Origin of the sequence: Citrobacter sp. CK181 (genome assembly GCF_030333595.1) — a bacterium.
Lineage (GTDB): Bacteria > Pseudomonadota > Gammaproteobacteria > Enterobacterales > Enterobacteriaceae > Citrobacter_B > Citrobacter_B koseri.
In genome coordinates this window covers 592634-603927 of sequence record NZ_JAOWFN010000006.1, presented here as the reverse complement: position 1 = coordinate 603927, position 11294 = coordinate 592634, and the positions used below count along the sequence as shown (strand labels likewise).

The window sequence follows — 11294 nt, the reverse complement described above, 5'->3', positions numbered from 1 at the left end:
CAACAATTTTGCGAGCCGTTTTCCTGAATTTACCTCTGCTCATTGTTGGCTTTCTCCTTTTCCCTCTACGCTCGGAGAAATGCAGAGTTGTACCACCTGCGCGCGACGCGTGAGATCAGTAACGAAACCCTGCAAAAACTGCTGCATGACCTGGATTTGCTGGAAGCATTGTTGATCGAAAATCAGTAAGCACCCGTATCGCCCGGTGGCGCTTCGCTTACCGGGCCTACAGGGGGTGGAAATTGCCCGGTGGCGCTTTGCTGGCCGGGCCTACAGGGGGCGATATTGCCTGGCGGCGCAACAATTTTGCGAGCCGTTTTCCTGAATTTACCTCTGCTCATTGTTGGCTTTCTCCTTTTCCCTCTACGCTCGGAGAAAAGGAGCCAACATGTCCAACTATCGTCGTTATTACATTAATGGTGGAACGTGGTTTTTCACCGTTAATCTTCAGGATCGTAAAAGCGGTCTTCTTACGTCCCATATCCATGCGCTTCGTCATGCCATCGCCAGCGTTAAACGGCGTAAACCTTTTCATATCAACGCCTGGGTTGTATTACCCGAACATATGCATTGTGTATGGACCCTCCCTGAAAACGAGCACGATTTCTCCTCTCGCTGGCGCGAAATAAAAAAACATTTCTCTAAATCGCTGGGTTTGCGTCAGGTCTGGCAACCTCGATTCTGGGAACACACGATTCGGGATGAATACGATTATCGCCAGCATGTTGATTATAGTTATATCAATCCGGTTAAACATGCCTGGGTTAAACAGGTAAAGGATTGGCCCTTTTCAACATTTCATCGCGATGTTCGCCACGGGATATACCCTGCGGATTGGGCGGGAGAGATTACCGGGCTTAATGTTGGTGAACGCGGTGATTAAATTGCCCGGTGGCGCTTTGCTTACCGGGCCTACAGGGGTGGAAATTGCCCGGTGGCGGGCCTACAAAATGCACTCCCGTAGGCCGGATAAGGCGCTTGCGCCGCCATCCGGCGAGCGAGGTATTATTCCTGCGTTAACCAGAACCCTTCACAACACGTCAACCACGCCCTGGCGCTGTGGGACAAATAAACGCCTTCGCGCCAGATCATGCCCAACTGCCAGCGTAAATCACTCTCCAGCGGGAGCCAGCGCAGGGTTTGTTTATCCAGCCGTTGGCAAATCGGTTCCGGCAAAATCGCAATTCCGACGCCGGCCTGTACCATAGCGGCCAGGAAATCCCACTGACCGCTGCGTACCGCAATACGCGGCTTCACATCATGCTGCTTAAAAAGCCGCATCAACTGGCGATTCAACGCAAAATCTTCGTTGTAGATAAGCAGAGGATGCTCCGCCAGCGCTTCGGGGGAAATCGACTCGCACGCCATCCACTTACCGGAACGCGGCACCAGCACGCATAGCGGGTGGCTGAACAGCGACAAGGTCGTCAGTCCGCTCTCTTCCTCCACCGGCAGCGCGGTCATCGCCACATCCAGCTCGCCGTTCATTACCGCCTGCTGTACCGTCAAACCGCCAAATTCTGCAATCTTCAGTTCCACACCCGGATAACGCTGGCGAAACAGGCTAATCGGCCCGGCCATCAGCATGCCGACCATCGGCGGGATGCCAAGCCGCAGCAGCCCTTTATTGAGATGGTTAATATCGCCCAGCTCCGCTTCCAACTGGCGAAATTCAGCAAGGATCGCCAGGCCGCGCTCGAACACCACGCGCCCGGTATCCGTCAGCAGCAGACGTCGCCCATCGCGGATCAGCAGCGTGCAATTAAGCTCATCTTCCAGATTCTTCAGCATCTTGCTGATGGTGGGCTGAGTGACAAATAACTTCTCCGCTGCGCGGGTGAAACTCTGCTGGCGCACCACCTCGACAAAATAACGCAGCGTTCTGATATCCATGATTATTCCTTAAGACTATGCCTGCAATGAGTTTAATTCATTTCAGTAGCGGACGGGCGCTCTCTATACTGGCGTTCCGTTTTATTTTTCAGGACATTCCCTCATGGCTGTGGCGATAAGCCGCGTTACGCCTGCTGTTATGCAACGACTCCAGATACCGGTTCAGGTACTGCTGTATGCAGGTTTATTTGTTTTTGCTCAATATCTTGTTTCATGGCTACATCTGCCGCTTCCCGCCAATCTGGTTGGGATGGCGCTGATGCTGGCGCTGATTGTCTGTCGGGTGATCCCGCTTAACTGGGTTCGTGCGGGCGCACGCTGGCTGTTGGCGGAGATGCTGTTGTTCTTTGTCCCCGCCGTAGTAGCGGTCGTTAACTATGCGCAACTGCTGTTGATGGACGGCTGGCGCATCTTCGCCGTGATTGCGATCAGCACGCTGATGGTGCTTGGCGCAACCGCATGGGTGGTGGATAACGTGTACCGCTATGAGATGAGCAGGGTAAACCGTGAGTAATTTTCAGCTAAGCGTACTGTGCCTGGTCATCACGCTGGGGATCTATTTCGTCAATAAGCGGCTGTACCGTCGCTTTCGTAAGCTGCCGTTGATGCCGCTGGTGCTCACGCCCGCGCTGTTGGTATTGATACTGGTGTTCGGCCATATCTCCTGGCAGAACTACATTGGCGAATCGCACTGGCTGCTGTGGTTGTTAGGTCCGGCGACCATCGCGTTTGCCGTTCCGGTTTACGATAATCTCGCCATCATTAAACGCCACTGGATGTCGCTGACGGCGGGCGTGGTAACGGCAACCGTGGTGGCGGTTACCAGTTCCGTCTGGCTGGCGCGCCTGTTTACGCTGCCGGATGAGATTCAGCGCAGCCTGGCCGTGCGTTCCGTCACCACGCCATTTGCGCTGGCGGCGGCAGAGCCGCTGGGCGGTCAGCCGGATTTAGTGGCGCTCTTTGTGGTGGTGACCGGCGTGTTCGGGATGGCGGTTGGCGATGCGCTGTTTTTGCGCCTGTCTATTCGTGAAGGAATGGCGAAAGGGGCCGGGTTTGGCGCGGCATCACATGGGGCCGGTACGGCGCGTTCGTATGAACTGGGTCAGCAGGAGGGCGTCGTCGCCAGTCTGGTGATGATGCTGTCCGGTGTGATGATGGTGCTGGCGGCGCCGCTGGTCGCAAAAGTGATGTTCTGATGTTGTCCTCCGACCCGTAGGCCGGAGGAGTGCGCTGAATTAATGCGCGCGGCCTTGCTCAACGCCGTACCCGGTCTGGGAACGGATGAACTGGGCGCGGAACTGCTCACGTTCGCGATTACCTTCCGCAGAATTATCGGTAGCGGAGAAGAACCAGATCCCAATAAAGGCAACGCTGATGGAGAACAGCGCCGGATACTCATACGGGAAGATGGCTTTTTCGTGGCCGAGGATTTGCACCCAAATCGTTGGGCCGAGAACCATCAGCACGACAGCCGTCACCAGACCTAACCAGCCGCCCATCATCGCGCCGCGCGTGGTCAGCTTCGACCAGTACATGGAGAGCAGGATGATTGGGAAGTTGCAGCTCGCCGCGATGGCAAACGCCAGGCCGACCATGAAGGCGATATTCTGGTTTTCAAACAGCACACCCAGAATGATGGCAATCACGCCCAGCACCAGTACGGTAATTTTCGATACCCGCAATTCTTCGCGTTCGGTCGCGCCTTTACGAAACACGTTCGCGTACAGGTCGTGAGATACCGCCGATGCGCCTGCCAGCGTCAGACCGGCCACGACCGCCAGGATCGTTGCGAAGGCTACCGCAGAGATAAAGCCGAGGAACAGGTTGCCGCCTACCGCGTTCGCCAGATGAACCGCCGCCATGTTGTTGCCGCCGATTAACGCGCCTGCGGCATCTTTATACTCCGGGTTCGCGCCGACCAGCATGATCGCGCCAAAGCCGATAATGAAGGTCAGGATGTAGAAATAACCCATAAAGCCAGTGGCGTAGAACACGCTCTTACGCGCTTCGCGGGCATCGCTGACGGTAAAGAAACGCATCAGAATGTGCGGTAAGCCTGCCGTACCGAACATCAGCCCCAGGCCTAATGACAGCGCGGAGATCGGGTCGTTGACCAGACCACCCGGGCTCATAATGGCTGAACCTTTCGGGTGTACCGCCATCGCTTCGGTGAACAGGTTGTTGAAGCTAAAGCCGACGTGCTTCATGACCATGAACGCCATAAAGCTGGCGCCGAACAGCAGCAGTACGGCTTTGATAATCTGTACCCATGTCGTTGCCAGCATGCCGCCGAACAGGACGTACATCATCATCAGAACGCCCACCAGCACCACCGCAATGTGGTAGTTCAGACCGAACAACAGCTCGATCAGTTTACCTGCCCCCACCATCTGGGCGATGAGGTAAAGCGCCACGACCACCAGCGAACCACAGGCAGACAGAATGCGGATCGGCCCCTGTTTCAGTCGGTAAGAGGCGACGTCGGCAAAGGTATAGCGACCCAGGTTACGCAAGCGCTCGGCGATCAGGAACAGAATGATAGGCCAGCCCACCAGGAAGCCAAGGGAGTAGATCAGCCCGTCGTAGCCGGAGGTGAACACCAGAGCGGAAATCCCGAGGAACGACGCGGCGGACATATAGTCGCCGGCGATCGCCAGCCCATTCTGGAAGCCGGTAATATTCCCGCCTGCCGTGTAATAGTCGCTGCGTGAACGAACGCGTTTAGAGGCCCAGTAGGTGATGCCGAGCGTAAACACCACGAAAATCAGGAACATGACGATTGCCTGCCAGTTGGTTGGCTGGCGTTCTACTGCACCGCTAATGGCATCCGCTGCGTTTGCAGCGAAGGGTAGTGTGGCGGCAAGCGCCGTCAGGACTCTCTTCATGATGCTTTAACCTCGTGCAGTACGGCTTTGTTAAGACGGTCGAATTCACCATTCGCCCGCCAGATGTAAATACCGGTCAGGATGAAGGAGATCAGAATGACGCCCACCCCAATTGGAATACCCCGGGTGACATTGGTGCCGGCGTGTAGCGGGGTGCCCAGCCAGCCCGGCGCGAAGGCGATCAGTAAAATAAAGCTGATATAAACCGCCAGCATGATGACCGACAGGATGGTGGCAAACCGTTGCCGTTTTTCGACTAACTCCCTGAAACGCGCACTGTCTTCTATCCGTTGATAAATATTGTCATTCATCACAGAGTCTCCAGAGATAAGGTAGGGGGATTTTTTTATTTTGCCGGATGGCGGCTGAAGCCTTATCGGGCCTACAAGCGATGTTGAACCTGTAGGCCCGATAAGCAGCGCGCCATCGGGCATTTCACGGTTAGGGTTATGAAGGCATTGCGATGGCCTGCTTCTCTTCGAGCAGTTTCTCGACCACGCCAGGATCGGCGAGAGTTGAGGTATCGCCCAGATTGCTGGTATCGCCCGCTGCGATTTTGCGCAAAATACGGCGCATGATTTTGCCGGAACGCGTTTTCGGCAGTGAGTCTGTCCAGTGCAGCACGTCCGGTGTTGCCAGCGGGCCAATTTCTTTACGTACCCAGTTGCGTACTTCGGTATACAGCTCCGGCGACGGATCTTCGCCGTGATTCAGCGTGACATAGGCGTAGATGGCCTGGCCTTTGATGTTGTGCGGAATACCGACCACCGCGGCTTCGGCAATCTTCGGATGCGACACCAGCGCGGATTCAATCTCCGCCGTGCCCAGACGATGGCCGGAAACGTTCAGTACGTCATCGACGCGCCCGGTGATCCAGTAGTAACCATCTTCATCACGACGCGCGCCGTCGCCGCTGAAATACATGTTTTTGAAGGTAGAGAAGTAGGTCTGCTCAAAACGCTCGTGATCGCCGAACAGGGTACGCGCCTGACCCGGCCAGGAGTCGGTAATCACCAGATTGCCTTCGGTCGCCCCTTCCTGCGGGTGGCCTTCGTTATCCACCAGCGCGGGCTGTACGCCAAAGAACGGACGCGTGGCGGAACCGGCTTTCAGTTCAGTCGCGCCGGGCAGCGGCGTGATCATGAATCCACCGGTTTCGGTCTGCCACCAGGTGTCCACTACCGGGCATTTTTCGTTACCGATCTTCTTCCAGTACCATTCCCACGCTTCCGGGTTGATTGGTTCGCCGACGGAACCGAGGATGCGCAGCGAAGAGCGATCGGTGCCTTCAATCGCCTTATCGCCTTCCGCCATCAGAGCGCGAATAGCGGTTGGGGCGGTGTAGAGAATAGTAACCTGGTGCTTATCCACCACCTGCGCCATCCGCGCTGGCGTCGGCCAGTTTGGCACGCCTTCAAACATCAGGGTGGTTGCGCCGCAGGCCAGCGGCCCATACAGCAGGTAGCTGTGCCCGGTCACCCAACCTACGTCTGCGGTGCACCAGTAGATATCGTCCGGGTGATAGTCAAAGACATACTTAAAGGTGGTGGCGGCATAGACCAGATAGCCGCCGGTGGTATGCAGCACGCCTTTTGGCTTGCCGGTTGAACCGGAGGTGTAGAGGATAAACAGTGGGTCTTCCGCATTCATCTCTTCCGGCTGATGGTCAGCGCTGGATTTCTCAATCACGTCGCTCCACCACAGATCGCGGCCTTCATGCCAGTCGACTTTCCCGCCAGTACGTTTTAAAACCACCACATGTTCAACGCTGTTCACATTCGGGTTTTTCAGCGCATCATCGACGTTCTTTTTCAGCGGGATGCCGCGTCCGGCACGCACACCTTCATCGGCGGTGATCACCAGACGTGAGCTGGAGTCGATGATTCGCCCGGCAACCGCTTCCGGCGAGAAGCCGCCGAAGATCACCGAATGCACCGCGCCAATGCGCGCGCAGGCCAGCATCGCCACCGCCGCCTCCGGCACCATCGGCATATAAATAGCCACGACGTCGCCTTTCTTAATGCCCAGCTCCAGCAGCGTATTGGCGAAACGACAAACATCGCGATGCAATTCGCGATATGAAATGTGTTTGCTCTGGGTGGCGTCATCGCCTTCCCAGATGATGGCGGTACGGTCGCCGTTTTCTTGCAGATGGCGGTCAAGGCAGTTTGCCGCCAGGTTCAGCGTGCCATCTTCATACCATTTAATCGACACGTTGCCGGGCGCAAAGGAGGTGTTCTTCACTTTTTTATACGGTGTAATCCAGTCGAGAATCTTTCCCTGTTCACCCCAAAAGGTATCTGGCTCGTTAATAGATTGTTGATATTTCGCCTCATACTGCTCCGGGTTTATCAGACAACGATCCGCAATGTTTGCGGGAATAGCGTGTTTATGTATTTGGCTCATGGCTTTTGTTCTCCTTGTAAGATGTTAATAATATGTCTCACAAAAGTTAAATGTAGGGGCTTTGGCAGTTTTGTTTAGTATTTGCGCGGCAGATCACGCAATAACGGAACTGTGCAAATAAACGGCAAAGTGATTTTTGAAGGAATCTCGCAAAAATGGATTAATACCCGCGATAACATGCAGTTACAGGCGAGTTGTTGAAAAAGTGATCCGCGTCGAATGCTAACGAAAGGAGTAGGTTTAAGGAGGGTGGTATAACTCTAAAGTGGTATTTTACATGCACTTACAATTGATTAAAGACAACATTTTTAATGTGGTTTTTTGTTACACATAGAGGGGAGCAATGTCATGACAGTATTCGTGCGGTTGCTGTTGTGGAAAAACAAAATAAAGAACCGCCATTGAAGGCAATGGCGCAATCTGGATGAGACCTCTATGGCAAGGACAATATTACGCGCACGCCGTTTCTTCAGCCTGATATTACCGTTTTTTTTCATTTCCTCTGTATACGCTGAACAAACGTCCGTTCCCGCAAAGACCGTCACCGTTGAAGCGAAGAATGAAACCTTCGCCCCTCAGCATCCCGATCAATATCTCTCATGGAAAGCGACGTCAGAACAGTCAACGCGTGAAGATGCGCTGGCAGAAGACCCACGTCTGGTGATCCTGTGGGCGGGATACCCCTTCTCGCGTGACTACAATAAGCCGCGCGGGCACGCTTATGCGGTTACCGATGTGCGTGAAACCCTGCGTACCGGCGCACCGAAAAATGCCGAAGATGGCCCATTGCCGATGGCCTGCTGGAGCTGTAAAAGCCCGGATGTGGCGCGTCTGATCCAGAAAGATGGCGAAGACGGCTACTTCCACGGTAAATGGGCGCGCGGCGGCCCGGAAATCGTCAATGCCCTGGGCTGCGCCGACTGCCATAACACCGCCTCAGACGATTTCGCCAAAGGCAAACCGGCGTTAACGCTCTCCCGTCCTTATGCCGAGCGCGCGATGGAAACCATCGGCAAACCGTTTGATAAAGCCAGTCGTTTTGACCAGCAATCTATGGTGTGCGGGCAGTGCCATGTGGAGTACTACTTTGACGGTAAAAACAAAGCCGTCAAATTCCCGTGGGATGAGGGAACAAAAGTCGAGGATATGGAGAAATATTACGACGCCATCGCCTTCTCTGACTGGACAAACCCGCTGTCGAAAACGCCAATGCTGAAAGCGCAGCACCCGGAATATGAAACCTGGAGCGTGGGCATTCACGGCAAGAACAACGTGACCTGTATTGATTGTCACATGCCGAAAGTGCAAAACGCCGAAGGCAAACTCTACACCGACCATAAGATTGGCAACCCGTTTGATAACTTCGCCCAGACCTGCGCCAACTGCCACACCCAGGATAAAGCCTCCCTGCAAAAAGTGGTTGCTGAGCGTAAACAGGCGATTCATGACCTGAAAATCAAGGTTGAAGATCAGTTAGTACACGCGCATTTCGAAGCGAAAGCCGCGTGGGATGCGGGCGCGACAGAAGCGGAAATGAAACCGATTCTGGACGATATCCGTCATGCGCAGTGGCGCTGGGATCTGGCGATTGCCTCGCACGGCATCCATATGCATGCCCCGGATGAAGGTCTGCGTATGCTGGGCGGCGCGATGGATAAAGCGGCGGATGCCCGTACCAAACTGGTGCGTCTGCTGGGCAGTAAAGGCATCACTCATGAAATCCCGCTGCCGGATATCTCCACCAAAGAGAAAGCCCAGAAAGCGATTGGTTTGAACATGCAGCAAATCAACGCCGAGAAGCAGGACTTCATCAAGACGGTGATTCCGCAATGGGAAGATCAGGCGCGTAAAAACGGTCTGTTAAGCCAATAACCCCACATTCCGCCTCGTAAGAGGCGGATAACTCAACGGAGTGAATATGAGCGTATTACGTTCGTTATTAACTGCTGGGGTGCTGGCGTCAGGTCTGTTCTGGAGCCTGTGTGGGATAACCGCTACCCCAACGCCGCAGGGCTCAGAGCAACGCTGGACGGTCACCCAGCAGCGTAATCCAGATGCTGCTTGTCTGGATTGCCACAAGCCGGATACCGAGGGTATGCACGGTAAGCACGCTTCTGTCGTTAACCCGAACAACAAGCTGCCGGTTACGTGCACCAACTGTCACGGTCAGCCATCGCCTAAACACCGCGAAGGGGTGAAAGATGTGATGCGCTTTAACGACCCGATGTATACGGTAGAGCAGCAGAACAGCGTCTGTATGTCCTGCCACCTGCCTGAGCAGCTGCAAAAAGCGTTCTGGCCGCATGATGTCCATGTGACCAAAGTGGCGTGCGCCAGCTGTCACTCGCTGCATCCACAGCAAGATACGATGCAGACGCTCAATGAGAAAGGACGGATTAAGATTTGCGTCGATTGCCACAGCGATCAGCGCACCAATCCGCACTTTAACCCGGCGTCCGTTCCCTTGCTTAAGGAGCATCCATGAGTTGCTCTCGTCGCCAGTTTATCACCCGCGTCGGCGCGCTGGTGGCGGTCAGCGGAACAGCAGGACGCGTGGTGGCGAAAACGTTGAATATCAACGGCGTGCGTTACGGCATGGTGCATGATGAGTCATTATGCATCGGCTGTACCGCCTGTATGGATGCCTGTCGGGAAGTGAACCAGGTGCCGGAGGGTGTGTCGCGTCTGACGATTATCCGCAGCGAGCCGCAGGGGACGTTTCCTGACGTGAAGTATCAATTCTTCCGTCATTCGTGCCAGCACTGCGACCATGCGCCCTGCGTTGACGTTTGCCCGACCGGGGCCTCATTCCGCGATGCCGCCAGCGGTATCGTTGATGTGAACCCGGATCTGTGCGTCGGCTGCCAGTATTGCATTGCGGCGTGTCCTTACCGCGTACGCTTTATCCATCCGGTCAGCAAGACGGCGGATAAGTGCGATTTCTGCCGGAAAACCAACCTGAAAGCGGGTAAGTTGCCCGCCTGCGTCGAGTCCTGCCCGACAAAGGCGCTGACGTTTGGCAACCTGGACGATCCCAACAGCGACATCTCTCGTCTGCTGCGGCAGAAAACCACCTACCGCTACAAGCTGGCGCTGGGTACGAAACCGAAGGTCTACCGCGTTCCCTTTAAATTTGGGGAGGTGAGCCAATGACGCACGCTTCTGCTTTCCATTTTGAATCGCTGGTGTGGGACTGGCCCATCGCCATCTATCTGTTTCTGATTGGTATTTCTGCCGGGTTAGTGACGCTGGCTATTTTGCTGCGCCGCATTCACCCGGAAGCGGGCGGGGCGGACAGCACGCTGCTGCGTACGACGCTGGTGGTGGGGCCGGGGGCAATTATTCTTGGTCTGCTGATCCTGATCTTTCACCTGACGCGTCCGTGGACCTTCTGGAAACTGATGTTCCACTACAGCTTCACGTCGGTGATGTCGATGGGCGTCATGCTGTTCCAGCTCTATATGGTGGTGCTGGTTCTGTGGCTGGCGAAAATCTTTGAAAAAGAGGTGCTTGCCCTGCAACAGCGCTGGTTGCCGCGTCTGGGGATGGTGCAAAAAGCGTTGACGTTGCTGACGCCGTTCCATCGCCTGCTTGAGACGGTAATGCTGGTGCTGGCGGTACTGCTGGGGGCGTATACCGGCTTCCTGCTGTCGGCGCTGAAGTCCTATCCGTTCCTTAATAATCCGATCCTGCCGGTGCTGTTCCTGTTCTCGGGGATCTCTTCCGGGGCGGCGGTGGCGCTGATTGCGATGGCCTTGCGTCATCGCAGCAATCCGCACAGCACTGAAGCGCATTTTGTGCATCGCATGGAAACGCCGGTCGTCTGGCTGGAAATCTTCCTGCTGGCGGCGTTCTTCGTTGGGCTGGCGTTGGGCGATGACGGTAAAATGCGCGCGCTGACTGCGGCGCTGGGCGGCGGATTCTGGACATGGTGGTTCTGGCTTGGCGTCGCGGGGCTGGGGCTGATTGTGCCAATGCTGCTGAAGCCCTGGGCGAATCGTGGTTCGACGTTTCACGGCGTGCTGGCGGTATGCGGCGCCAGCCTGACCGGTGTCCTGCTGCTGCGCTTTTTCATTCTTTATGCGGGACAGCTAACGGTCGCGTGAGCTT

Annotated in this window: 11 protein-coding genes and 1 pseudogene; 8 read left to right on the top strand and 4 right to left on the bottom strand. The window is 55.4% G+C overall.

The genetic code is table 11. The annotated features are described in order from the left end of the window. Positions 1-57 precede the first annotated feature (57 nt). Both OGW17_RS03320 and OGW17_RS03315 read left to right on the top strand, forming a co-directional pair. A pseudogene (locus OGW17_RS03320) lies at positions 58-189 on the top strand (hypothetical protein); the annotation flags it as partial. Positions 190-388: 199 nt separating this feature from the next. Then, positions 389-883 carry an REP-associated tyrosine transposase gene (locus OGW17_RS03315; protein ID WP_071257216.1) on the top strand — a complete coding sequence of 165 codons (495 nt, stop codon included), beginning with the start codon at positions 389-391 and terminating at the stop codon, positions 881-883. A gap of 122 nt (positions 884-1005) precedes the next feature. Here the strand turns inward: OGW17_RS03315 and OGW17_RS03310 are convergent, their stop codons facing one another. Then, positions 1006-1893 (bottom strand): LysR family transcriptional regulator, encoded by an 888-nt coding sequence (locus OGW17_RS03310; protein ID WP_071257218.1) that lies wholly within the window; start codon positions 1891-1893, stop codon positions 1006-1008. Between the two features lie 103 nt (positions 1894-1996). Between OGW17_RS03310 and OGW17_RS03305 the strand changes: the two genes are divergently transcribed. After that, the gene (locus tag OGW17_RS03305; RefSeq protein WP_012134591.1) at positions 1997-2407 is read left to right on the top strand and encodes a CidA/LrgA family protein; all 411 of its coding nucleotides are present in this window, start codon (positions 1997-1999) and stop codon (positions 2405-2407) included. Further along, positions 2400-3089, top strand: a complete 690-nt coding sequence (locus OGW17_RS03300) for an LrgB family protein (protein ID WP_012134590.1) — start codon at positions 2400-2402, stop codon at positions 3087-3089. Before OGW17_RS03305 ends, OGW17_RS03300 begins: the two co-directional genes overlap by 8 nt. Positions 3090-3128: 39 nt before the next feature. Here the strand turns inward: OGW17_RS03300 and actP are convergent, their stop codons facing one another. The 3 genes from actP to acs all read right to left on the bottom strand — a co-directional run bounded on the left by actP (position 3129) and on the right by acs (position 7184). Continuing rightward, on the bottom strand, positions 3129-4778 hold the full coding sequence (actP, locus tag OGW17_RS03295) for a cation/acetate symporter ActP (RefSeq protein WP_012134589.1): 1650 nt from the start codon (positions 4776-4778) through the stop codon (positions 3129-3131). After that, entirely contained in the window at positions 4775-5089 is a 315-nt protein-coding gene (locus OGW17_RS03290; RefSeq protein WP_071257223.1) for a DUF485 domain-containing protein, read from the bottom strand. The genes actP and OGW17_RS03290 overlap by 4 nt, the downstream gene beginning before the upstream one ends. A gap of 136 nt (positions 5090-5225) precedes the next feature. Then, complete coding sequence (gene acs, locus OGW17_RS03285; protein WP_012134587.1) at positions 5226-7184, bottom strand: acetate--CoA ligase; 1959 nt, start codon at positions 7182-7184, stop codon at positions 5226-5228. Between the two features lie 435 nt (positions 7185-7619). Here acs and nrfA point away from each other — a divergent pair, with 435 nt between their 5' ends. From nrfA to nrfD, 4 genes are read left to right on the top strand one after another with little or no spacing between them, the layout of a single operon-like run. Then, positions 7620-9056: an ammonia-forming nitrite reductase cytochrome c552 subunit gene (gene nrfA / locus OGW17_RS03280; protein WP_012134584.1), complete on the top strand. Its 1437-nt coding sequence runs from the start codon at positions 7620-7622 to the stop codon at positions 9054-9056. A gap of 46 nt (positions 9057-9102) precedes the next feature. Then, on the top strand, positions 9103-9669 hold the full coding sequence (nrfB, locus tag OGW17_RS03275; protein ID WP_071257227.1) for a cytochrome c nitrite reductase pentaheme subunit: 567 nt from the start codon (positions 9103-9105) through the stop codon (positions 9667-9669). Beyond that, complete coding sequence (gene nrfC / locus OGW17_RS03270) at positions 9666-10337, top strand: cytochrome c nitrite reductase Fe-S protein (protein WP_012134582.1); 672 nt, start codon at positions 9666-9668, stop codon at positions 10335-10337. The genes nrfB and nrfC overlap by 4 nt, the downstream gene beginning before the upstream one ends. Continuing rightward, positions 10334-11290 carry a cytochrome c nitrite reductase subunit NrfD gene (nrfD, locus tag OGW17_RS03265; protein WP_012134581.1) on the top strand — a complete coding sequence of 319 codons (957 nt, stop codon included), beginning with the start codon at positions 10334-10336 and terminating at the stop codon, positions 11288-11290. The genes nrfC and nrfD overlap by 4 nt, the downstream gene beginning before the upstream one ends. The last annotated feature ends 4 nt before the right edge of the window (positions 11291-11294 follow it).

What these genes read in the sequence shown, in the direction of transcription:
- OGW17_RS03315 (WP_071257216.1), top strand. Translation starts at nt 389, where the DNA reads ATGTCCAACTATCGTCGTTATTACATTAATGGTGGAACGTGGTTTTTC.
- OGW17_RS03310 (WP_071257218.1), bottom strand. Translation starts at nt 1,893, where the DNA reads ATGGATATCAGAACGCTGCGTTATTTTGTCGAGGTGGTGCGCCAGCAG.
- OGW17_RS03305 (WP_012134591.1), top strand. Translation starts at nt 1,997, where the DNA reads ATGGCTGTGGCGATAAGCCGCGTTACGCCTGCTGTTATGCAACGACTC.
- actP (WP_012134589.1), bottom strand. Translation starts at nt 4,778, where the DNA reads ATGAAGAGAGTCCTGACGGCGCTTGCCGCCACACTACCCTTCGCTGCA.
- OGW17_RS03290 (WP_071257223.1), bottom strand. Translation starts at nt 5,089, where the DNA reads ATGAATGACAATATTTATCAACGGATAGAAGACAGTGCGCGTTTCAGG.
- acs (WP_012134587.1), bottom strand. Translation starts at nt 7,184, where the DNA reads ATGAGCCAAATACATAAACACGCTATTCCCGCAAACATTGCGGATCGT.
- nrfA (WP_012134584.1), top strand. Translation starts at nt 7,620, where the DNA reads ATGGCAAGGACAATATTACGCGCACGCCGTTTCTTCAGCCTGATATTA.
- nrfB (WP_071257227.1), top strand. Translation starts at nt 9,103, where the DNA reads ATGAGCGTATTACGTTCGTTATTAACTGCTGGGGTGCTGGCGTCAGGT.
- nrfC (WP_012134582.1), top strand. Translation starts at nt 9,666, where the DNA reads ATGAGTTGCTCTCGTCGCCAGTTTATCACCCGCGTCGGCGCGCTGGTG.
- nrfD (WP_012134581.1), top strand. Translation starts at nt 10,334, where the DNA reads ATGACGCACGCTTCTGCTTTCCATTTTGAATCGCTGGTGTGGGACTGG.